The organism is Streptomyces sp. NPDC050287 (assembly GCF_044459385.1).
In the GTDB taxonomy this organism is placed as follows: domain Bacteria; phylum Actinomycetota; class Actinomycetes; order Streptomycetales; family Streptomycetaceae; genus Streptomyces.
The window spans coordinates 401237-420848 of the sequence record NZ_JBITIY010000004.1 but is presented as its reverse complement, the minus strand read 5'-3'; the positions used below and the strand labels follow the sequence as shown (position 1 = coordinate 420848).

Below are 19612 nucleotides of genomic sequence, written 5' to 3'. Positions count from 1 at the left end.
CGGGGCGACGGGCCGCGCTCAGCGCACGACGGGGAAGCCGAAGGAGTACCCCTGCTGCTTCAGCCACGGCAGGACCTCGCGCAGGGCGGCCACGGTCTGGGAGCGGTCTCCGCCGGCGTCGTGGAAGAGAACGGTCGGGCCGTTGGGGATCTCGTTCTTGACGGTGGTGATGATGGCGTCGGTGCCGGGGCGCTCGAAGTCCTTGGAATCGACGTTCCAGCCCAGCGGCCGCATCCCCCGGGAGGCGGCGAGGCGGCGGCTGTACGGGGTGAAGGCACCGCCCGGGGCCCGGTAGTACAGCGGCCGGACGCCCCCCGAAGCCTTGGTGATCATGCGTTCGGCGTCCAGGATCTGCTGCGACTGGTAGGAGTCGGACTTGGTGTCCATGGTGGTGTCGTGCGAGACCGTGTGGTCGCACAGCCGGTGCCCGGCCGCCACCACGGCCTTCACGAGGTCCGGATGGGCCTGGGCCTGCGTGCCCACCATGCAGAACGTCGCCTTCACACCGTTGTCCCGCAGGACCTGAAGGACCTGCGGCGTCCACATCGGGTCCGGCCCGTCGTCGATCGTGATGTTGACGCCCCGGGCGCCGCGGTCCGAGGCATGGACGATCTCCACCGGCACCGGCGCCCGGGCGGGCCCGGCGGCTCCCGATGCCGAGGGACGCGCCGAGGCGCCCGCTCCCGCCTGCCGCCCGTCGACGGGTCCGGCCTGCGCCGTCCATACCGACGTGGCGGCGGCCACCGCCGTCACCCCGACTGCCGCCGCGATTACCCGGCCGTACCATCCCCGCCCGCCATGCCGCGCCATGTCCGCCCTGTTCCTGGTCGTCTCGGTGCTTCCCGTACAGCTGTGAGGACGGAGAAAGACCGCCGCGGGATCCGTCTGTTACTGATCACGGACAATTCCGCAGGCGTTCCGGAACGCACCGGCGTCCGTCGGGCGTTGAGATCCGGATGCCCGCCCCGGTGACGAGGTACGTGACGGTGCGGCGCAAGAAGGCCCGGGCGCTGCGGGCGAGTTCATGATGCCGGGGAGGACGGCGGTGTACGCGTCGCCGGCTTCCTCGTCGACGGGTGGTTGTCCTTCCGCCCAGCCAGTGGTTCCAGACGCGGGCCGAGTGCGGCACCGACGTGTCGGTCTTCTGATGTGCCGCAGGTCCGGGCGGTATCGCAGGGTCGGTTCGAGCGGCGTGCGTCCTGCGGCCGCGGCGTGGCGTGTTCCTGCATCGACGTACGTCCCAACGGCTGCGCCGCGTACGCCAGTTCCTCTCTCTTGTGCTCTCGGTCGATCGGCCGGCCGCCGGGGTCACGGAACAGGATGAGGGCGTGCGCGGAGGGGTGCTCAGGACTGAATGAGTAGACGTACTCAAGGAATCGGCGACTTGCCGGCCGAAGCTGGGAAGCGACCTGAACCTTCCGATGGGGGACCGACATGAACACCCGACGACTGCGCACCCTGGCCCGACTCGCCTTCGCCACCCCGGCCTCGCTCGTCTACCTGACCCTCGTGGCGGCGGCCGCCGCCTTCCTCGTCTGGGACCAGGTCCTCGTGTCCCACGAGGGCCCGTCCTTCTCCGGCATCTACCTGATCGCCCTCGCCTCGCCCACGTTCGTCCTCTTCCTGAGTGCCGGCGAGGCGCTGCTGTCGGCCGGTGCCGAAGCATCCGGATGGTTCTTCCACACCGCCCTCGTCCTCTCCGTGCTGATCCAGTCGACGGTCATCGGCGCGCTCCAGCAGCGCCTGCGCCGTTCACACACAGGCACCGGCAGGCAGCGGCCGCAGGGTGCCTGACGGGCTTCCTGGGCGGGGATCCATCCCGGGGAGGGTCGTCGTACTCGCTGCCCGGGATGTCAGGGAAGCGGGATCGAGCGCAGGGCCCGGTGCTTCCTCGGCTCGACGACGACATGACCCGAATCGCCCCCCGGCACGATGAGTACGGGGTATTCGCCGCTCTTCGTCTGCGGGTACCACGCGGAGATGCGCGGCGCGGCGGCTCCGGTCCCGTCGGGGCCGGCGTGCAGGTCGATCGTGATCAGCCGGTCCCTGGTCGAAGCGTTCTCGGGGGTGAAGGTGACGAACCGCCCACCGGCCAGGCCGGCTTCCTCGGTGGTGGTGTCGTAACTCCACAGTCTCCGGTGGCGGTCGAGGTCGTAGGCGTTCCAGGCACCGGCGCCCGGATCCTCCGCGCTGTCCTCGTACAGCACCAGTACACCGTCGGACGAGATCAGACCCCCTTCGGGCTTCATGCCGGTGTCCTCGGCGGTCGCCAGCGGCTGAAGCGTGGCCGGGTCGAGACGGCGCAGCGGCGGAAAGCTGTCCTCGGCGGACAGCGGGCTCCCGGTGCACACCAGGTAGCGGCCGCCGGAGATCAGGTGGGGGCACTCGAGGGCCGAGGGGCTGGTCGCCACGGTGGTGCCGGTACGGGCGTCGCGGGCGGTGGCCTTCTTGCCGTCGGTGGTGTAGACCCGGTTGCCGATCACGGCGATTCCTTCAGTGGGGTCCGCGTCGGCGGACTTCTGCCACAGAGATACGCCGTCGGACGCCCGGAAGGCACCGAGGGTGAGGTCCGTGAAGCCCTCGGACGGCACGGAATCGCCGGCGTCGAGGGCGTACACGATCCCTGAAGACGCGGCGATGCTGAGGTAGGAGCGCCGGGAGGGCAACCGGTGGGTCCAGGCCGCCTTGCCCGTCCGCAGGTTCGCGGCGCGCAGCACTCGGCCGCCGATGGTCACCGCACGTTCGTCGGTCGCGTCGACGACCAGGCCGCCGTTCTTGCCGCCGGCGCCGGTCGCCGGGACGGCCCAGGTGACGGCGCCGGTGGCACGGGACCGCCCGACGAGCCCGTCGGGAGCGGTACCGCACACGACCTGATGGGCCGTGGCGCCACAGGTCCCGGACGCCTCCCACGCGGACAGGGACTTGGTCCACGCCCGCCAGGGCCCCGAAACAGCCACGGCGGTACGTGCCATGGCGGGGGACGAGACGGAGTCGGGTCCCGACCCGCCGGGCTGAGCGTTCTGCGCGCCCGAACACCCGACGAGGATCGCTACGCCGGCCATGAGCGCCGACCTTCGCGCCTGCCGCAGTCGCGCCATGCAAAGTCACCTCCAGGTGGGGCCGTACGCCCTCAGAGACGACCCGTTGCCACCGGCGATGGTTGCACGGTCCGATGCAGATGTTCGCGGTTGCCCCGCGGCCTTGTGAACGACGCCCGGGGTGGGAACATCACACAGGTTTCTTACCGGAGGCATGTACAACGACTTCCGGGGTATGCGCGCCGATGTGCAGGCCAGGGGAGTAGTGATGCGGATGGAACCCGACGGGATGGAGCGTTCGCTCGCCCCGGAGCCCGGCTCGGCCGAGTGCACTGCCGCCCTGGAACCGGATCCGGGCTCAGCCGAGCTCACCGCCGCCCTGGAAGGGGACAGCGCCTCGATTGCCGAGGCCCGGCGATTGGCGGCCGACTTCCTCGTTCGCGTACAGACCGAGTACGGGCTGCCGGTGACCGCGCGCGCGATGGACCTGACGCAGCTGGTCGTCAGCGAGTTGGTCACCAACTCCTGCAAATACGCGCCGGGCCCGGCACTGCTGTGTCTGCGGGTGGCCGGGGCCGTGGTGGAGATCGAGGTCTGGGACAGCGACCCGGTGCTGCCGGTGGCCCGGGCGGCGGACGTGGGGCGGGTGGGTCAGCACGGGTTGGAGATCGTGATGGCCGTGGTGCAGGGCTTCTCGGCGCGACGCGAACCGGTCGGCAAGCGCATCACGGCCCACCTGCCGCTCCTGGACGACCCGATGCCGTCCGTCATGCCGTCCGGCAGCTGACCTCCGGTGCCGGCGCGGACCGTACCTCGTCCGCGGGCAGCGGCGGTCGTCGATTGTCAGTGGCGGATGCGAGCCTGCATGGCATGGATGAGCTGGAGTTCATGCGTGGCCGCGTCTACGGCGCCGACCACGACGACGCCGGGCCCCGGCCCGGCCGCCTCTACGTGGAGCTGGTCGGCGGGCCGTTGGACGGTCTGCTGCTGGACGTCACCGGCCGGCCCGACGACGAACTGCGCGAGGGCGTGGCACTGGCGACCGAGATAGGCGCCCACGGACCCGGCGGGCACACCCTGTACACACCTCGCGCCGAGGACGCCCGCCGGTTCGACTGGCGCGGCGACACCCCGTGACCACGGCAGGGCCTCGCCGCGACTTCGGCGACTGTGCCTGAGGCGAACTCCGTGGCTGACGCGTCCGGTACGGGCGGCAGCGGGACTGGTGCCGACGGGAAGGACATCCTGCGTGAGCCTGCGGGCCGGAACGTGCGCGGGCGCAGCGCTCACTGGGGCGGGACCGTCCAGGCGGTCAGTTCGACACGATGTGCACAAGGGCCGTGCCGTCCTCCCCGGCCGCCGCCTGGATGACCACCGCGTCGGGCTGAGGACCGGGTCGGCCGGCCTTCCCCAGGCCGCCGCACGAGTTGCCGGAGCCGTGGCTGCGCAGGACGGTGATGCAGCCCTGGCCCGGGCCACTTGCCATGCCCTCGGACCGGCCATTGCCCTGCGCCGCTCGCTGCCGGGCCCGAGGACGCGAAGTCAGCCCATGGTCATGCCGGTTCGACGAACACGTGCGGTGCGGGCGGCGAGCAGTTCGTCGGCGGCTGCGGGCATGCCTTCGTCGCGGAGGATGTCGGCGAGGCCGGTGACTTCCCAGGCGGGTGCCTTCCGGGCGACGTGGAGGAGCAGTGCGTGGAGGTGGTGGTCGCGTCCGGCTGTGATGAGGGCGCGTGCCAGGTCGGGCACGACGTCTTCGAGGGGCTGGTGTCCGGCGTTGTGGGTGAAGAGCTCGGGGATGTCGTCGGGCTGGTCCCAAGCGTGCAGGAGTTCGGTGACCAGCGGCAGGACGTCCCCGTGGGCGAGGGGCAGTCGTACGGTGAACCGGGCGCCTGGTTGGTCTTCCCGGCTGGGGGCGAGGGTGAGGGTGCCGTGGTGGAGTGTGGTGATGCGGCGGGCGATGGCCAGGCCGAGGCCGGTGCCCCCGGCGTCCCGTGTGCGGGCGTCGTCGAGCCGACTGAAGCGTTCGAAGATGGTCTCCCGGTGTTCGGGCGGGATGGGCGGGCCGTCGTTGGCCACGTCGAGTACGGCTTGTCGGCGTTCGTGGTCCGGGGTGAGCGTGACGGCGATGGTGGTGGCCGCGTGGCGTTCGGCGTTGCCGAGAAGGTTGGCCAGGACGCGGGCGAGCAGGCCCGGGTGGCCGGTCACGGCCACGGGTTCGTCGGGTGCGGTGACGACCAGGCTCAGGTGATCGGGTACGTCACGGCGGGCGACCGCGTCGCGGATCAGGTCGGGCAGGTCGACTTGCTTGGTCAGGAGGGTCTTCGAGTGTGGGGCTTGGGCGTCGAGGCGGGCCAGGAGCAGCAGGTTCGTGGTGATGTCCTGGACATGAAGAGTGTCGTGCAGAGCGTCACGGGCGGCGTCGGGCCAGTGGGCGTTCCCGGACGGGGCGAGCGCGAGTTCGAGTTCGGCGCGCAGACAGGCGAGCGGGGTGCGCAGTTCGTGTGCGACGTCGGAGGTGAATTGCCGTTGCCGGGCGGCCGCTTCATCGAGCCGGTCCAGGGCGTTGTTCATCGTCGCCACCAGTTGCGTGAACTCCCGGCCGCCGCGCGCCGTCGGTATGCGCTGGTCGAGGTTGCTCAGGCTCAGTGCCGCGAACTGATTGCGGATTCCGTCCAACGGTTTCAGGGCCCGGCTGACAACCAGCCATGTCCCGCAGGCAGTCACCAGGGTGAGCACCAGCGTGCCGCCGACGAGCCACCACACGGTGGTGTTCAGGCGTTGCTGGTCCGCCCAGACGTCCGGCGGGAACGCCCCGTCGGCCTGGTCCGATGCGACGAACGTGGCGTCGTGCGGGTCGGTCCATGGCCACAGGGACAGGCGTTCGCCTCGGACCAGGGGGCGCGTGTCACGCTGGTCGGGGGACGAGTCGGGAGGCGGTTCGACGCAGGACGTGTTGTCGAGACCGGTTTCGCACACGGGCGACTCGGCCACCTCGGCGCTTGTGCCGTTGGTGACCCGCTCGATCGCCGAGGCCACCAACGAGTTGCGCACGGCGACGGCGCCGGCGGCGGCGGCCAGCGTCAGCAGGACGGCGGCCAGGGCGGTCGCGGCCAGTGTCAACCGCAGTCGCACGCTGCCCAGGCGCAGACCGCGCTCGGCTCGCCCGGCCCGACGAGCCCTCAGCACGCGCCCTCCGGGGCAACGTCGAGCCGGTAGCCGACCCCCCGGACGGTGCGGATGGACCGCCGACCGAAGGGGGTGTCGATCTTGCGGCGCAGGGCGCTGACGTAGACCTCGACCACGTTGACGTCTCCATCGAACCGGTCGTCCCAGACGTGCTCCAGGATCTCCGTCTTCGTGACCGTCTGACCGCCGCGCCGCGCCAGGTACTCCAGGACCGAGAACTCCCGCACCGTCAGGGCCACCGGTACCGTACCGCGACGGCAGTGCCGGGCCGCGGGGTCCACCTCCAGGTCCCCGACGCGCAGCACGGCGGGGCGTTGCGGCTGTCCGCGCCGCATCAGCGCGCGCAGCCGGGCCAGGAGCGTCACGAACGAGAACGGCTTGGTCACGTAGTCGTCCGCGCCGACATCCAGGCCTTCCGCCTCGTCGTACTCCCCGTCCATCGCCGTCAGCATCAGCACCGGCGCCCAGATGCCCGCCGCACGCAGCCGGCCGCACACTCCGTATCCGTTCAGGCCCGGCAGCATCACGTCCAGCACGATCGCGTCGTACGGGTTCTCGCCCGCCCGCTCGAGCCCCGACGGTCCGTCGTGCACGACATCGACCGCCCATCCCTCACCGACCAGGCCGCGCCGCAGCAGCTCCGCCATCCGCCGGTCGTCCTCAACCACCAGTACGCGCATGGCTCCAGCATGAGGGAATCCACCTGTGGCCGACCTGAAGAACCGGACACCGTCCGGGAGTTGACGCACGGGCCTTTCTTTCAGGAACCTTCAGCTTCCCCACAGCCCCTGGCTGCCACAGTCGTCGCCTGGCAGGGCGTTCCCGACGCCACGCCGTCAACGGCTCTCGCGCGCTTTTGGTCAGCGTGCTGCGCCGTGCCCGTGACCTGCGACGTCGCCATTGATCAGGGTGGCGGATCCGGCTGTCCATTCAATGGCGCGGCCGGGAAAGTCGAGGTCGTACGGCACCGGATGCGCACGTCAGGTCCGGCTGTTCACCGGCCGCCATCTCACACGCGGCCGTTCCGGAAGGCAGCAGCCCCTCGTTCGAAGGAGCACCTGGTGTCGATCACCACCATCGGCAAGCCGATCGCCCTGGCAGTGGCCGGGTCCGAGAAAGGACGGAGCGAGCCGTACTGACCGGCTGCCAAAGGATCCACCAGGCGCTCGTAGTGACCCACCTCCCCGGTAGGCGGCCCGTCATCACGGGCCGTCAATTCCGGACCGGGCTGCTGGCCGGCGCGAGGGGAGCGGCCAGCAGCCCGGTCCTCCTCCCTGCTCGGGTGGAAGGCCGTTGCCCAAAACCCGTCACGGACCGCCCCGATATCGGGCCGGTCTGCCGCTGTAACGACCCAAGTGCGCCGCGAAGTGCGGCGCCAGTGAAAGGAGTACAGCAATGTCCTCTACGGTGCGCAGCAGCTTCGCGCTGGCCGCGACCGCCCTCACTCTGGCCGGCGGCCTGGCCGTGGCCGGTCCCGCACACGCCGATGCGCGGGGCACGCAGCATGTGGCCGCCCAGACCTCCACGCTGCTGCCGGTGTCCGACAGCACCTCGGCCGCCGGCGTGACGAAGATCCGTATCAAGGGCACGCAGGTGGCCCTGCGGGAGTGCCCGCGCACGGGTTGCCGGGTTGTCACACGGGTGTCCCATGCGACCCTGCGGGCGTTCTGCCAGACCAACCGGCACACCACCAAGGTCGCGGGAAACAAGTGGTGGACGAAGGTCACCCTGCTGCACGGCAGCGACCCGGCCTGGGTGAGCAACCACTACGTACGCGGAGCGGCCCCCAAGGTGCCCCATGTGCCGGGCTGCTGACAGCCGGCCACCAACCCCAATCAACCCTGCTTCCCACAAGGAGACAGACATGCCCGTGCCGTACCACCGCACCCGCGCCGTCAGCGCCCTGGTCCTGACCACGGGACTGCTCGTCACCGTGCCCGTCATGGCTGCTCAAGCCGCCGCCGGCAGCGAGGCGACCAGGTCGGCCTCGCAAGCTGCCGCCGTCCATTCCTGCACCTACCGCTCCACCGTCGGCTACACGTGCGACTACTACTACGGCACCGCGACCATCAGCGAGGGAAGCTCCAACGCCGCTGCCGTCAGGGAGATCCAGGACATCATCAACCAGCACACGGACTACCCCGTATGGCTGTCCGTCGACGGCAGCTTCGGCCCCGACACCCTCGCGGCGGTCAGGTGGCTCCAGAGCCACCACAACATTGCCGGGGGCGCGGACGGCGTCGTCGGCAGCCACACCTGGGACTACCTGCGCCGCTGACCGATACCGGGCAGAGCACGGATCCACTCGGCCCTCTCGGCAACCGCACCACGACCTGACGACTCGGCCGGCACGGTACCGAGCATGAGCCGACGCCGGGGCGGGCGGGCCCGCCCGCCCCGGCGCCGCTCCGCCACACAGCACGTACTGACCGCTCATGCCCGCGTGTGAAAGGAGCCCACGCATGGATCCCCGCAAGCAACGCACCACGGTGCTGGAATTCGAGGAGTACGTCCGTACCCGGCACGACGCTCTGCTGCGCAGTGCCCGGCGTCTGGTCGGCGACCCACTCGACGCCCAGGACCTCCTGCAGATCGCACTGTTACGCACGTACCGCCAGTGGGAACGCATCGCCGACAAACGGCTCGCGGACGCCTACCTGCGCCGCGTCATGATCAACACGCGCACGGAGTGGTGGCGGGCACGGAAGCTGGAAGAAATTCCGACCGCACACATACCCGAGGTGTCCGTCAAGGACACCAGTGACCAGCATGCCGACAGGGCCTTGTTGACGGAAGTCCTGAAGCGTCTGACCCCCAAGCAGCGCAGCGTCGTCGTGCTTCGGTACTGCGAGCAGATGACCACGTTCGAGACCGCCGCCACTCTCGGCATGGCCCCCGGAACGGTCAAAAGCACACTGCACCGCGCCCTCACCCAACTCCGTCAGGAGATCGCACGCTGAGATCGCCATAGTCTGGTCAGTTTGGGAGACCGCCCAGTCCGACCGAGCCGGCCGATGCATCCGCACCGGGCTGCCCACGTCCCCGAACGTGCACGAGACCGCCCAGGAGGCGGCGCCGGACGTACGTGCCGCGTACGTCGACAACGCCCCGATCGTGGCAGTCCGAACGGCTGCTGTATAACCGGACCATGATCTATCACGTCGTGCCGCTCGACGAGTGGAATGCCCGTACCGACCAGCCGTACGCACCGGCCTCCCTCGCGGAGGAAGGATTCGTCCACTGTTCCCCTGACGAGGCGACCACGCTGATCATCGTCAACGCGTTCTACCCCACCGCTCCCCGGCCGTTGCTGGCACTGCTCCTCGACGAGGACCGGCTCACCGCCAGGTGCGCATGGGAGGCGGCGGCTCCCGCCCCGCCACCCGGCGTCGCCGGCGACACTCTGTTCCCGCACATCTACGGGCCCGTCAACCGCGACGCCGTCGCGCGCGTCCTCGAAGTCCGGTGGGACGAGGAGGGCCGGGCAACGGGCCTGACGGACGCCCGCTGACCCACGCGATCATGGCCTTCTCCGGCCGGGCCTTCCACCGCACCGGCCGGACCGGGACTTGGCCCGGCCTCGAGGAGTCAGTGGCTGCGGGTGCGGGGGCCGTTGTACTGCTCGTCGGTGACCTTCTCGAGCCACGTGGTCTCCTGCCGGTCGTCACCCGTGCCCTCCCACAGGGCCAGGTGCTGCATGAACCGATCCGGCGTCGCACCGTGCCAGTGTTCCTCGCCGGGCGGACAGGTCACCGTCTCCCCGGGGCGGGCTTCGAAGACCGTGCCGTCGCGGGTGCCGATCAGCGCGACGCCCTCCACGACGTGCAGGGTCTGCCCGACGGCATGGTGGTGCCACGCCGTGCGCGCGCCCGGAGAGAACCGCACCATGTTGGCGCGCATCCGGGACGGCTCCTGACCGGCGTGGATGACGTCGAACCAGACGTCGCCGGTGAACCAGTCCCCGGGGGCCTTCACGGTGGACTCAGGCTTGACGAACTCCATCGGTGTCCTTCTATTGGTACGAACTTCTCCTGCTGCGAACTGATCGCGGGCGGGCGTGTCAGGGCCTCGACGGGATCCTCCCGGCTCAGCCCGTTGTCCAGCGTGCCGCCGCCTGTTCCACGCTCGCACCCACGCGCCTGCTCGCGAAGGGGAGAGTTTCCTCCTGGGACAGAACTGTCCTCCCCGACGGCCGGGTCGGGTCATCCGGACGGCGGACGAGATCCCCGTGCCAGGCGTGGCCGTACCGCCGTGTCGATGCGTCGATGCGTCGCCATCGTGGTCGTGCGGACCACCGAGCTCACCCACCCCACGAGCCCCGCCTTCTGGCCGCTGGTCAGGTCGATGCGCGCGACCCGCTGCGCCGTGCGTACCGACGACGGTTTGACGCAGGGCTCCTTGGAAACTCGTTCGGCGAACCGACAGCAAGGAGAAATTCTGCTATGGGCATCATCGCGTGGATAGTGATCGGTCTGCTTGCCGGCGCCATAGCCAAGGCGCTCATGCCGGGCAAGGACCCGGGCGGAATCATCATCACCATGCTCATCGGTATCGCCGGTGGTCTCCTCGGAGGCTTCCTCGGCAAGGTGCTCTTCGGAGTTGATTCGATCGACGGCTTCTTCGACCTGTCCACATGGATCGCGGCCATCGTCGGCTCCGTCATCCTGCTCGCGCTGTACCGGCTGGTCGCCGGCCGCGGGCACGGACACCGGCGCGGACACGTCCATGCATGACGATCCCCGGACAGTAGGGGTGGCCGGTAGGCAGCACGACACCCGGAAGTGAAGAGCGTGAGCGCCCCCGTCCTCGGACGGGGGCGCTCACGCAGGTCCGGCCGGCAGTAGGGTCGTCGGCATGAACGACAACTCCCTGCGCTCCGTCACCATCGAGCGAACCGGCACCGGCCACTTCACCGCGACGAACGCCCGCGGCGGCACCATCAGCTTCGGTACCGGTTCCGGTTCTGACGGGGACACCGACTTCACCCCGGTCGAGTTGCTGCTGGCCGCGCTCGGAGGCTGCACAGCGGTGGACGTCGACATCGCCACCAGCCGCCACGCGGAGCCCACCAGGTTCTCCGTCGCGGTGACCGGTAACAAGATCAGTGATGAGCTCGGCAACCGGATGACCGATCTCGCGGTCACCTTCTCCGTCACCTTCGCGGACGGCGAAGGCGCCGAGCGTGCCCGGGCGATCCTGCCCCGGGCGGTCAAGACCTCCCACGACCGGCTCTGCACGGTCAGCCGCACGGTCGAGACCGGCACGCCGGTCACCGCGACCGTCGAGGACGTCTGACCTCGCCGAGGTCCCCTGCCGTCGAACCACAGCCCGCGCCGCTGCGTACCCTTTCCCCGTGTCAGCCTCCCCCCTGCGTCGCGTCGCCGTTCTCGTGCTCGACGGAGCGAAGCCGCTCGATGTCGGTATCCCCGCGCAGGTGTTCTCCACGCGCGCGAGCATGCCGTACGAGGTGCGGCTGTGCGGCGCGGCACCCGGTCTGGTGGCCGGCGGCGACGGCCTGTCGTACCACGTCGCTCATGGCCTCGGCACGCTCGCGTGGGCCGACATCGTGTTCCTTCCCGGCTATCGGTTCCCGGACCGCGACGACCCGGCGCAGGCCGTCGTGGACGCGCTGATCGCCGCCCACCAGCGGGGCGCACGGCTCGCCGCCATCTCGACGGGCGCCTTCGCGCTCGCCGCCACCGGTCTGCTCGACGGCAGGCGGGCAACGACACACTGGCACTACACGCGGGCACTCGCGGCGAGGCATCCGCACGTCCGGGTCGACGAGAACGTCCTGTTCGTCGACGAGGGCAGCGTGCTGACCTCGGCCGGCGCCGCCTCGGGCATCGACCTGTGCCTGCACATCCTGCGCGGCGACCTCGGCGTGGCCGCGTCGAACCACGCGGCCCGGCGCCTGGTCGCGGCCCCCTACCGCAGCGGCGGTCAGGCGCAGTACGTTCCGCGCAGCGTGCCCGAGCCGCTCGGTGAGCGGTTCGCCGCCACCCGTGAGTGGGCGCTGCGCCGGCTCGGCGAGCCGCTCACCCTGGAGATACTCGCGCGGCAGGCCGCGGTCTCCGCGCGCACGTTCTCGCGGCGCTTCGTCGAGGAGACCGGGTACACGCCGATGCAGTGGGTGATGCGGGCCCGTATCGACATGGCCCGCGAGCTGCTGGAGCGTTCGCAGCGCGGCGTCGAGCAGATCGCCGCCGACGTCGGCCTCGGCACCGGCGCGAATCTGCGGCTGCACTTCCAGCGCATCCTCGGCACGACCCCGAGCGAATACCGGCGCACCTTCGCCCAGGGCGAGTGACCCGGAAGCAGCGCGGTCCAGCGTGGCGCGATCCTTTTGAACCATGGCGATCACGCCACTGTCAGCGGCACACGCCGCGAGCGAGCCTGGTGGCGAACGGAAGGGACACCATTCATGACTCGTATCGCCATCAACGGATTCGGCCGCATCGGCCGCAACACGCTGCGCGCCCTGCTCGAACGCGACAGCGACCTCGAAGTCGTCGCCGTCAACGACCTCACGGAACCCGCCACCCTCGCGCGACTGCTCGCCTACGACAGCACCGCCGGCCGGCTCGGTCGTCCGGTGACCGTCGACGGGGACACCCTCGTCGTCGACGGCCGCCGCATCAAGGTGCTCGCCGAGCGCGAACCGGCGCATCTGCCGTGGGCCGAGCTGGGGGTCGACATCGTGCTGGAGGCGACCGGCCGCTTCACCTCGGCCAAGGCCGCCCGCGCGCACCTCGACGCGGGCGCGCGGAAGGTGCTGGTCAGCGCGCCGTCGGACGGCGCCGACGTCACGCTCGCGTTCGGGGTCAACACCGGCGCGTACGACCCCGACCTGCACACGATCGTCTCGAACGCCTCGTGCACGACCAACGCCCTGGCGCCGCTGGCCGCCGTACTCGACGAGCTCGCCGGTATCGAGCACGGCTTCATGACGACGGTGCACGCCTACACGCAGGAGCAGAACCTGCAGGACGGTCCGCACCGTGACGCCCGGCGCGCCCGGGCCGCCGCCGTCAACATCGTGCCGACCACGACGGGCGCCGCCAAGGCGATCGGCCTCGTGCTGCCGAACCTGGACGGCAAGCTGTCGGGCGACTCGATCCGCGTGCCGGTTCCGGTGGGCTCCATCGTCGAGCTCAACACGACAGTGGCCCGCGACGTGACGCGCGACGACGTCCTGGCGGCGTACCGAACCGCCGCCAAGGGGCCGCTCGCCGGCGTCCTGGAGTACTCGGACTTCCCGCTCGTGTCCTCCGACATCACGGGCAACCCGGCCTCGTCGATCTTCGACTCGGCCCTCACCCGGGTCGAGGGCCGCCATGTGAAGGTGGTCGCCTGGTACGACAACGAGTGGGGCTTCTCGAACCGGGTGATCGACACGCTGGAACTGCTCGCCGCCCGCTGACCCGCGCGTCAGGGGCGGCATCGCCGCACGGGCCGCCGGACCCGGCTCAGGGCTTGATGCCCACCCCGGTCCACAGGCTCACGGTGGCGTCCGTGAGCTCCTCCGCGGGCTCGTCGCCGTTCGGCGCGTCGGGGCGCCAGCGGTGGCCCACGGTGATGCCGGGGTCGAGGACGTCGAGGCCGTCGAAGAAGCGTGCGACGTCCTTCTGGGAGCGGAACTGCACCGGCGTCCCGGCGGCGGTGTAGATGTCGGTGACCTTCTGCCAGGTGGCCGGGTCGAAGTCGGGCGTGCAGTGGCTGAGGGCCAGGGCGCTGCCCGAGGGGAGGGCGCCGAGCAGGCGGCCCACGATTCCGTACGGGTCCTGGGCGTCGGTGACGAAGTGCATGAGCGCGTTCATCGACAGGGCCACCGGCCGGTTCAGGTCCAGGACCTCGGCCAGTTCGGGGGCGTTGAGCAGGGCCTCCGGGTCGTTGACGTCCGCTTCGATGTACGTGGTGCGGCCCTGGGGGGTGCTGCGCATGAGGCGTTCGGCGTACTTGAGGACCAGGGGGTCGTTGTCGGCGTACACCACACGCGCTTCGGCGACCACGCTCTGGGCCACCTGGTGGAGGTTCGGCTCGGTGGGAATGCCCGTGCCGATGTCGAGCCACTGACGGATGCCGTGTTCCTGAGCCAGGACACGGGTGGCACGGTGCATGAAGGCCCGGTTCTCGCGGGCGCACACGAAGATGCCGGGGTAAGCCGCGGCGACCGTCTCGGCGGCCTGCTTGTCGATGTCGAAGTGGTCCTTGCCGCCCAGGTAGTAGTCGTACATGCGGGCGGAGTGCGGCCTGCTGGTGTCGATGCCCCGTGCGGCGTGGGTGCTGCTCATGCTGTCCTGTCCCCTTCGGTGGTGTACGCGGTGTGCCGGGCGGGTCGCGGCCAGGGCAGGCTCGGATCCTTCCCGCTTGTGGTTCGCTCTAGCGGGCCGTCAGATGATCGGCCAGGCCCTTCTTGATCCCTTGGACGAACGCGGAGATCTCCTCGGGTGTGTAGATCAGTGCGGGGCCGGTGGGATCGGTCGACTGCCGCAACGCGACGCGGCCGTCCGCGAGTCGCTTGGTCTCCACGCACTGGCCCCCGTTGGGGCCGCTCCAGGGACACTCCCAGCCCTGCTCGCCGAGCTCGGAGGCGGGCATTCCGTTGTACACGCTGGCGTCGGCGAAGGTCATGAGTACTCCTTGCGCATGCGATGCAGCAGTGCCCTGCTCTGAGCGGAGGAGGTCAGAAGGGACATCCGGTTGTGCGCCTCGAGATGGGCGGCCACATCGGAGCGCTGGTCCAGGTACACGGAGGCGGACAGGATCTCGCTGTAGACGACGTCGGGCAGTTCCGGTTCCTCGAACCGGAAGTAGGTGAAGGGAGCGCACGCCCCGACGTGTGCCCCCGCGGAGAACGGCACGATGTCGACGCTGACGTGCTCCAGTTCCGAGACCTCCAGGAGTCGTTCGATCTGCTCCCGCATGACCTCGTTGCCGCCCGCCACCCGGTGCAGGACGGCCTCTTCCATCACCACCCACAGGGTCGGAGCGTCGGCCTTCTCCAGCAGGCTCTGGCGCCGCAGCCGCAGGTCGACACGCCGCTCCAGGTCCTCCTCGCTGTCGTTGGGAAAGCCCCCGCGCAGGATGGCGCGCGCGTACCCGTGCGTCTGCAGCAGCCCGGTGACGTACTGCGGCTCGTAGGTACGCAGGGTCTTGGCCCCGCTCTCCAGACTCACGTAGGCGGTGAACCAGCTCGGCACCACGTCGCGGTAGGCGTGCCACCAGCCCGGCTCGTTGGCCCGCTCGGCCAGCTCGACGAACTCGTCGATCTCCTGCTGGCCGGCCCCGTACGTCTGCAGCAGCTTCTCCACGTACAGGGGCTTGAGCGCGACCTCCGCCTTCTCCAGGCGGCGAATGGTCAGTGACGTCACCCGCAGCGCTTTGGCCGCGTCGTCCAGAGACATGTCCGCGCCGAGCCGTCTGTCCTGGAGCCGGCGGCCGAGGATCATGCGCAGGACGGTCGGCGCGCTGGTGCCCGCACCGGAACGAGCGTCGCTCACTGCGCTACCTCCTGAGAATGTGTCACCGGCGCCAGTCTGACAGTGACTTGATGAACTGCCGAACGGATACCGTCTTCCTGAAATTATCAGGGAGCCGGTTGCAGTGTGAACTCGACTACGAGCATAGTTACGTGTGCAAGCGGTTCCTTCGGACGCGAGGGCACCGTCGTCAATCACCGCACCACTACGCGGAGTTGACGCGCAGCCACACTTCGAATCCAACTGGCCCTCTGCTCCGGGACCACCCCCTTCCCGGCGGGCTCGTTGGCTGCCCGGCTCTCCCTGCGCTCCTCTTGATGGAAGGCGACAAGCGTGTCCCCCCACACGACTTCTTCCCCCCAACTCTCGGATGTCGCGGGCCCGGAACGCGCGCACTGGATCGAGCTCCCCGCGCACCGATCCAGTGTCAGAGTGGCCCGCCATTCGATGGACGCGCGCATGACCGCCTGGCGGCTGCCAGCCGAGACCTCCGCCGACGCGGTGCTCCTGGTGTCGGAACTGGTCACCAACGCGGTGTGCCACACACCGAGCGCGAGCGTCCTGTGCGGCATCGGACGCGTCGCGGACGACTGCCTCCGCCTGGAGGTGCACGACCACGCCTACACGGTCGGCACGTTGCCCCGGTGCGAGCCGGGACCCGAGGACGAGGGCGGCCGCGGGCTGTTCCTGGTCCAGGAGATCGCACACACCTGGGGGGTGGACCGCTCCCGGCGCACCGGCGGCAACGCGGTGTGGGCGACCTTGGTCATTCCTGGCTGACAGCGGCTGTCCGGCTGTGTGGCTGTGCTGCCGTTTCGGGCCGCAGGCGCAGTGTGAGGATCTGGAAGGGACGCAGGGTCAACTCGACGCCCTCGCCGGTGTGTTGGTGGGACGTCGGGTCATCGAGGGGGCGCTCGAGCAGGTCGGTCGCGGTGACCGATGCCAGGGGGAAGCCCGTGCTGAGGAGGGCTCGGGCGCGGGAGCCGCGGGACTCGTAGAGACGGACGACGACGTCACCGGTGCGGTCGTCGGCGAGCTTGACGGCCTCGACGATCACTCCCGCGTGGTCGACCGAGACCAGGGGGGCCACGGTCGCGCTGCCCGGCACGGTGCGCTCGGGCAGGTTGAACCGGTAGCCCTCACGGGTCGCGTCGGCGACATCGGCGCCGATCACCAGGGCGTAGCCGAGCCGGTGGGTGCCCTGGTCGGCGTCCGGGTCGGGGAAGACGGCGGCGCGCAGCAGGGAGAGGCGGACCGTGGTGGTCGTACCGCCGTCGGGGCGCACCTCACGCGTGATGTCGTGCCCGTAGGTGGAGTCGTTGACCAGGGCGGCGCCCCAGTCGGGCTCGCCGACGTGCAGGAAGCGGTGGGCGCAGACCTCGAACTTGGCCGCGTCCCAGCTGGTGTTGGTGTGCGTGGGGCGCTCGACGTGCCCGAAGGGGATCTCGGCGGTCGAGTGGGCGGCCCGTACGTCCAGCGGGAAGGCGGCCTTGAGGAGCTTCTCCCGTTCGTGCCAGTCGACGACCGTGTCGATCACCAGCTGCCGGGAGCCGGCGGGCAGGGTCAGGGTCTGCTCGATCCGCGACGCGCCGAAGACGCGGACCACGCGGATGCCGTCGCCGATCGAGGTGACGGACTCCGCTTCGGTGAGGTCGCGGACGGTGTTGCGGTAGAAGACGTCGATGTCCCAGGCGTCCCACTGGTTGGGGAAGTCCTGGTGCAGCTGCAGCAGGTTGCCGACCGCGCCGGGCGCCAGGGCCTCGCGGCCGGCGGTGCGGTCGTAGGCGGAGGTGATCAAGCCGCGGTCGTCCACGACCACCCGCACCAGGCCGTTGTCGAGGGCGAACCCGATGCCGTCCACGACCGGCTCCACGGGAGCGTCCGCGGTCTCGGGGCGCGGGCAGGCGCCGAGCGCCGTGACACCGCCGCGGGCGTGCGGGGCGGCGTTGAACACGACAGTGCCGCCGGGCGGACCCGCCAGCGTCCGCTGGGCCGCGCCGATGAGTTCCTCCAGTTCCCGGGCAAGGGCCGCGTACGTATCCTCCGCCTCGCGGTGCACCCAGGCGATCGACGTCCCGGGCAGGATGTCGTGGAACTGGTGCAGCAGCACCGTCTTCCACAGCCGGTCCAGGGCGCCGTACGGGTAGGAGTACCGGTGGCGTACGGCGGCCGTCGCCGCCCACAACTCGGCCTCGCGCAGCAGGTGTTCGCCGCGCCGGTTGCCCTGTTTGGTGGCGAGCTGGCTGGTGAGGGTGCCGCGGTGGAACTCCAGGTAAAGCTCCCCGGACCACACCGGGGCGCCGCCGTTGTCCTCGTACTCGGCGTGCGCGCGCTGGAAGAAGTCGGCGGGCTTCTCCATCTCCACCCGGGCCGAGCCCTCCAGGTTCTTCAGGCGTGCGGCGCGGGAGAGCATCTCGCGGGTGGGGCCCCCGCCGCCGTCGCCGTAGCCGAAGGGGATCAGCGAATGGCTGGCGCCGGCCTTGTCCTGGAAATTGCGTACGCTGTGGGCCACTTCGGCACCCGACAACTCGCCGTTGTAGGAGTCGACGGGCGGGAAGTGGCTGAAGATCCGGGTGCCGTCGATGCCCTCCCACCAGAACGTGTGGTGGGGAAACTTGTTCGTGGTGTTCCAGGACATCTTCTGCGTCAGGAACCAGCGCACTCCGGCCAGCTTCATCAGCTGCGGCAGGGCCGCGTTGTAACCGAAGGTGTCCGGCAGCCACATCTCCTCGGTCTCGACGCCGAACTCCTCCAGGAAGAACCGCTTGCCGTGCACGAACTGACGCACCAGGGCCTCGCCGCCACAGATGTTGGTGTCGGGCTCCACCCACAGGCTGCCGGCCGGCAGGAACTGCCCGCTCTTCGCCTTCTCCTGGGCCCTCGCGTACACCTCGGGCCGGTGCTCCTTGAGCCAGGCGAGCTGCTGCGCCTGCGACATCACGAACGTGAACTCCGGCTCCGTGTCCATGAGATGGGTGACGTTGGAGACGGTACGGGCGACCTTGCGTACGGTCTCGCGCAGCGGCCACAGCCAGGCCGTGTCGATGTGCGCGTGCCCGACCGCGGAGATGCGGTGCGCGCTCGCGTGCGCGGGTGCGTCGAGGACGGGGCCGAGAGCGGCCCGCGCGGCTGCCGCGCTGCCGCCGACGTCCCGCAGGTCCACCGCGTCCAGGGCCTGTTCGACCGCCCGCAGGATCTGCCAGCGGCGCGGATCGTCCGGGGACAGCTCGGGCATCAGCTGCCCCAGCACGTCCAGATCCTGTACGAGTTCGTAGACGCCTTGGTCGAAGACGGCGAGGTCCAGGCGCCGCAGCCGGTACAGGGGCTCGCCCGGGTCGGCGGCCGGGTCGCCCAGCCACGGCGCACGGCCACCCACCGAGGTGGGCCCGAACGTGAACTCGCCGGGGAGGGTGTGCAGCACGACCGGATTGGCGGCGGCCTCGATGAAGACCGTGAAGTCCTCACCGCCCAGCGCCTGTTCGGTGACGGGCAGCCAGGTGTTGCGCGGGTTGAGTGCCTTCACGGCGGTGCCGTCGGCGCCGTAGACCAGGCCCTCCGCGGAGAAGCCGGGGGAGTGGGTGGCGAAGCCGAGGTCCAGGACGGCCTCGACCCGCTCGCCGGCCCACCGGTCGGGGATCGTGCCGGTCACCTTGAACCAGCTCGTGGACCAGGCGGGTCCCCACAGGTCGCCGACACGGGCCGGACGGTAGGGGGCCGCCAGGCCTTCGCACACCGGCACTGGCTCGCCGGGGACGTTCCAGACCCGCACGTCGAGGGGGACGGACCTGGCATGGACGGCGGGCCGGATGCGCTCGTTCAGAACGCGGGCGAGCCGCTGTTCGGTGACGGCACGGTCGTTGTGCATGAAGTGTCTTCTCCGTGGAGGTGGGGGGAGCCGAGGGG

General features: G+C 70.3%; 23 protein-coding genes and 1 pseudogene. 13 read left to right on the top strand and 11 right to left on the bottom strand.

Annotated features, from left to right (window positions below; all coding sequences use genetic code 11):
• Positions 1 to 18: 18 nt before the first annotated feature.
• Together ACIBK3_RS16860 and ACIBK3_RS16855 are read right to left on the bottom strand one after the other, a co-directional pair.
• Positions 19 to 810, bottom strand: a complete 792-nt coding sequence (locus ACIBK3_RS16860) for a polysaccharide deacetylase family protein (RefSeq protein ID WP_399366219.1) — start codon at positions 808 to 810, stop codon at positions 19 to 21.
• An 85-nt stretch (positions 811 to 895) separates the two neighbouring features.
• On the bottom strand, positions 896 to 1312 hold the full coding sequence (locus tag ACIBK3_RS16855) for an SAM-dependent methyltransferase (RefSeq protein WP_399366217.1): 417 nt from the start codon (positions 1310 to 1312) through the stop codon (positions 896 to 898).
• Positions 1313 to 1434: 122 nt separating this feature from the next.
• Here ACIBK3_RS16855 and ACIBK3_RS16850 point away from each other — a divergent pair, with 122 nt between their 5' ends.
• Positions 1435 to 1794: an SCO4225 family membrane protein gene (locus tag ACIBK3_RS16850; protein WP_399366215.1), complete on the top strand. Its 360-nt coding sequence runs from the start codon at positions 1435 to 1437 to the stop codon at positions 1792 to 1794.
• Positions 1795 to 1853: 59 nt separating this feature from the next.
• Here ACIBK3_RS16850 and ACIBK3_RS16845 read toward each other — a convergent pair whose 3' ends face one another.
• Complete coding sequence (locus tag ACIBK3_RS16845; protein WP_399366214.1) at positions 1854 to 2972, bottom strand: PQQ-binding-like beta-propeller repeat protein; 1119 nt, start codon at positions 2970 to 2972, stop codon at positions 1854 to 1856.
• Positions 2973 to 3312: 340 nt separating this feature from the next.
• Between ACIBK3_RS16845 and ACIBK3_RS16840 the strand changes: the two genes are divergently transcribed.
• Complete coding sequence (locus tag ACIBK3_RS16840; RefSeq protein WP_399366839.1) at positions 3313 to 3825, top strand: ATP-binding protein; 513 nt, start codon at positions 3313 to 3315, stop codon at positions 3823 to 3825.
• An 83-nt stretch (positions 3826 to 3908) separates the two neighbouring features.
• Positions 3909 to 4175: a hypothetical protein gene (locus tag ACIBK3_RS16835; RefSeq protein ID WP_399366212.1), complete on the top strand. Its 267-nt coding sequence runs from the start codon at positions 3909 to 3911 to the stop codon at positions 4173 to 4175.
• A 175-nt stretch (positions 4176 to 4350) separates the two neighbouring features.
• Here ACIBK3_RS16835 and ACIBK3_RS16830 read toward each other — a convergent pair whose 3' ends face one another.
• Genes ACIBK3_RS16830 through ACIBK3_RS16820 form a run of 3 tightly spaced genes read right to left on the bottom strand, consistent with a single transcriptional unit; the run spans position 4351 to position 6907 of the window.
• Positions 4351 to 4524, bottom strand: a complete 174-nt coding sequence (locus ACIBK3_RS16830; RefSeq protein WP_399366210.1) for a hypothetical protein — start codon at positions 4522 to 4524, stop codon at positions 4351 to 4353.
• A 56-nt stretch (positions 4525 to 4580) separates the two neighbouring features.
• Positions 4581 to 6227 carry a sensor histidine kinase gene (locus tag ACIBK3_RS16825; RefSeq protein ID WP_399366209.1) on the bottom strand — a complete coding sequence of 549 codons (1647 nt, stop codon included), beginning with the start codon at positions 6225 to 6227 and terminating at the stop codon, positions 4581 to 4583.
• Positions 6221 to 6907 carry a response regulator transcription factor gene (locus ACIBK3_RS16820; protein ID WP_399366207.1) on the bottom strand — a complete coding sequence of 229 codons (687 nt, stop codon included), beginning with the start codon at positions 6905 to 6907 and terminating at the stop codon, positions 6221 to 6223. The genes ACIBK3_RS16825 and ACIBK3_RS16820 overlap by 7 nt, the downstream gene beginning before the upstream one ends.
• Positions 6908 to 7622: 715 nt before the next feature.
• On the opposite strand from ACIBK3_RS16820, the gene ACIBK3_RS16815 reads away from it, so the two are divergent.
• The 5 genes and pseudogenes from ACIBK3_RS16815 to ACIBK3_RS16795 all read left to right on the top strand — a co-directional run bounded on the left by ACIBK3_RS16815 (position 7623) and on the right by ACIBK3_RS16795 (position 9738).
• Entirely contained in the window at positions 7623 to 8042 is a 420-nt protein-coding gene (locus tag ACIBK3_RS16815; protein ID WP_399366205.1) for a hypothetical protein, read from the top strand.
• Positions 8043 to 8091: 49 nt separating this feature from the next.
• On the top strand, positions 8092 to 8505 hold the full coding sequence (locus tag ACIBK3_RS16810; protein ID WP_399366203.1) for a peptidoglycan-binding protein: 414 nt from the start codon (positions 8092 to 8094) through the stop codon (positions 8503 to 8505).
• A gap of 184 nt (positions 8506 to 8689) precedes the next feature.
• Positions 8690 to 9187 carry a SigE family RNA polymerase sigma factor gene (locus ACIBK3_RS16805; RefSeq protein ID WP_399366201.1) on the top strand — a complete coding sequence of 166 codons (498 nt, stop codon included), beginning with the start codon at positions 8690 to 8692 and terminating at the stop codon, positions 9185 to 9187.
• A 58-nt stretch (positions 9188 to 9245) separates the two neighbouring features.
• A pseudogene (locus ACIBK3_RS16800) lies at positions 9246 to 9365 on the top strand (SAM-dependent methyltransferase); the annotation flags it as partial.
• A 10-nt stretch (positions 9366 to 9375) separates the two neighbouring features.
• Positions 9376 to 9738: a DUF952 domain-containing protein gene (locus ACIBK3_RS16795; RefSeq protein ID WP_399366199.1), complete on the top strand. Its 363-nt coding sequence runs from the start codon at positions 9376 to 9378 to the stop codon at positions 9736 to 9738.
• Between the two features lie 77 nt (positions 9739 to 9815).
• On the opposite strand, the gene ACIBK3_RS16790 is transcribed toward ACIBK3_RS16795, so the two are convergent.
• Positions 9816 to 10229 carry a cupin domain-containing protein gene (locus ACIBK3_RS16790; protein WP_399366197.1) on the bottom strand — a complete coding sequence of 138 codons (414 nt, stop codon included), beginning with the start codon at positions 10227 to 10229 and terminating at the stop codon, positions 9816 to 9818.
• A 440-nt stretch (positions 10230 to 10669) separates the two neighbouring features.
• On the opposite strand from ACIBK3_RS16790, the gene ACIBK3_RS16785 reads away from it, so the two are divergent.
• The 4 genes from ACIBK3_RS16785 to gap all read left to right on the top strand — a co-directional run bounded on the left by ACIBK3_RS16785 (position 10670) and on the right by gap (position 13650).
• Positions 10670 to 10960 (top strand): GlsB/YeaQ/YmgE family stress response membrane protein, encoded by a 291-nt coding sequence (locus ACIBK3_RS16785; protein ID WP_399366195.1) that lies wholly within the window; start codon positions 10670 to 10672, stop codon positions 10958 to 10960.
• Positions 10961 to 11081: 121 nt separating this feature from the next.
• Positions 11082 to 11522 (top strand): OsmC family protein, encoded by a 441-nt coding sequence (locus ACIBK3_RS16780; protein WP_399366194.1) that lies wholly within the window; start codon positions 11082 to 11084, stop codon positions 11520 to 11522.
• Positions 11523 to 11580: 58 nt separating this feature from the next.
• Complete coding sequence (locus ACIBK3_RS16775) at positions 11581 to 12537, top strand: GlxA family transcriptional regulator (protein ID WP_399366192.1); 957 nt, start codon at positions 11581 to 11583, stop codon at positions 12535 to 12537.
• A gap of 114 nt (positions 12538 to 12651) precedes the next feature.
• Positions 12652 to 13650: a type I glyceraldehyde-3-phosphate dehydrogenase gene (gene gap, locus ACIBK3_RS16770; protein WP_399366190.1), complete on the top strand. Its 999-nt coding sequence runs from the start codon at positions 12652 to 12654 to the stop codon at positions 13648 to 13650.
• Between the two features lie 46 nt (positions 13651 to 13696).
• Here the strand turns inward: gap and ACIBK3_RS16765 are convergent, their stop codons facing one another.
• The 3 genes from ACIBK3_RS16765 to ACIBK3_RS16755 all read right to left on the bottom strand — a co-directional run bounded on the left by ACIBK3_RS16765 (position 13697) and on the right by ACIBK3_RS16755 (position 15730).
• Complete coding sequence (locus tag ACIBK3_RS16765; protein ID WP_399366188.1) at positions 13697 to 14521, bottom strand: SAM-dependent methyltransferase; 825 nt, start codon at positions 14519 to 14521, stop codon at positions 13697 to 13699.
• 88 nt (positions 14522 to 14609) lie between these two features.
• Entirely contained in the window at positions 14610 to 14861 is a 252-nt protein-coding gene (locus ACIBK3_RS16760; RefSeq protein ID WP_399366186.1) for a DUF397 domain-containing protein, read from the bottom strand.
• Positions 14858 to 15730: a helix-turn-helix domain-containing protein gene (locus ACIBK3_RS16755; RefSeq protein WP_399366184.1), complete on the bottom strand. Its 873-nt coding sequence runs from the start codon at positions 15728 to 15730 to the stop codon at positions 14858 to 14860. The genes ACIBK3_RS16760 and ACIBK3_RS16755 overlap by 4 nt, the downstream gene beginning before the upstream one ends.
• A 312-nt stretch (positions 15731 to 16042) precedes the next feature.
• Here ACIBK3_RS16755 and ACIBK3_RS16750 point away from each other — a divergent pair, with 312 nt between their 5' ends.
• Positions 16043 to 16489: an ATP-binding protein gene (locus ACIBK3_RS16750; RefSeq protein WP_399366182.1), complete on the top strand. Its 447-nt coding sequence runs from the start codon at positions 16043 to 16045 to the stop codon at positions 16487 to 16489.
• On the opposite strand, the gene ACIBK3_RS16745 is transcribed toward ACIBK3_RS16750, so the two are convergent.
• Positions 16476 to 19574 (bottom strand): alpha-mannosidase, encoded by a 3099-nt coding sequence (locus tag ACIBK3_RS16745; protein WP_399366180.1) that lies wholly within the window; start codon positions 19572 to 19574, stop codon positions 16476 to 16478. The genes ACIBK3_RS16750 and ACIBK3_RS16745 overlap by 14 nt on opposite strands.
• Positions 19575 to 19612 lie beyond the last annotated feature (38 nt).

Bases quoted from the DNA above. Each gene is read 5' to 3' on its own strand.
- ACIBK3_RS16860 (WP_399366219.1), bottom strand. From the start codon at position 810: ATGGCGCGGCATGGCGGGCGGGGATGGTACGGCCGGGTAATCGCGGCG.
- ACIBK3_RS16850 (WP_399366215.1), top strand. From the start codon at position 1,435: ATGAACACCCGACGACTGCGCACCCTGGCCCGACTCGCCTTCGCCACC.
- ACIBK3_RS16845 (WP_399366214.1), bottom strand. From the start codon at position 2,972: ATGGCACGTACCGCCGTGGCTGTTTCGGGGCCCTGGCGGGCGTGGACC.
- ACIBK3_RS16840 (WP_399366839.1), top strand. From the start codon at position 3,313: ATGGAACCCGACGGGATGGAGCGTTCGCTCGCCCCGGAGCCCGGCTCG.
- ACIBK3_RS16835 (WP_399366212.1), top strand. From the start codon at position 3,909: ATGGATGAGCTGGAGTTCATGCGTGGCCGCGTCTACGGCGCCGACCAC.
- ACIBK3_RS16830 (WP_399366210.1), bottom strand. From the start codon at position 4,524: ATGGCAAGTGGCCCGGGCCAGGGCTGCATCACCGTCCTGCGCAGCCAC.
- ACIBK3_RS16820 (WP_399366207.1), bottom strand. From the start codon at position 6,907: ATGCGCGTACTGGTGGTTGAGGACGACCGGCGGATGGCGGAGCTGCTG.
- ACIBK3_RS16815 (WP_399366205.1), top strand. From the start codon at position 7,623: ATGTCCTCTACGGTGCGCAGCAGCTTCGCGCTGGCCGCGACCGCCCTC.
- ACIBK3_RS16810 (WP_399366203.1), top strand. From the start codon at position 8,092: ATGCCCGTGCCGTACCACCGCACCCGCGCCGTCAGCGCCCTGGTCCTG.
- ACIBK3_RS16805 (WP_399366201.1), top strand. From the start codon at position 8,690: ATGGATCCCCGCAAGCAACGCACCACGGTGCTGGAATTCGAGGAGTAC.
- ACIBK3_RS16795 (WP_399366199.1), top strand. From the start codon at position 9,376: ATGATCTATCACGTCGTGCCGCTCGACGAGTGGAATGCCCGTACCGAC.
- ACIBK3_RS16790 (WP_399366197.1), bottom strand. From the start codon at position 10,229: ATGGAGTTCGTCAAGCCTGAGTCCACCGTGAAGGCCCCCGGGGACTGG.
- ACIBK3_RS16785 (WP_399366195.1), top strand. From the start codon at position 10,670: ATGGGCATCATCGCGTGGATAGTGATCGGTCTGCTTGCCGGCGCCATA.
- ACIBK3_RS16780 (WP_399366194.1), top strand. From the start codon at position 11,082: ATGAACGACAACTCCCTGCGCTCCGTCACCATCGAGCGAACCGGCACC.
- gap (WP_399366190.1), top strand. From the start codon at position 12,652: ATGACTCGTATCGCCATCAACGGATTCGGCCGCATCGGCCGCAACACG.
- ACIBK3_RS16765 (WP_399366188.1), bottom strand. From the start codon at position 14,521: ATGAGCAGCACCCACGCCGCACGGGGCATCGACACCAGCAGGCCGCAC.
- ACIBK3_RS16760 (WP_399366186.1), bottom strand. From the start codon at position 14,861: ATGACCTTCGCCGACGCCAGCGTGTACAACGGAATGCCCGCCTCCGAG.
- ACIBK3_RS16745 (WP_399366180.1), bottom strand. From the start codon at position 19,574: ATGCACAACGACCGTGCCGTCACCGAACAGCGGCTCGCCCGCGTTCTG.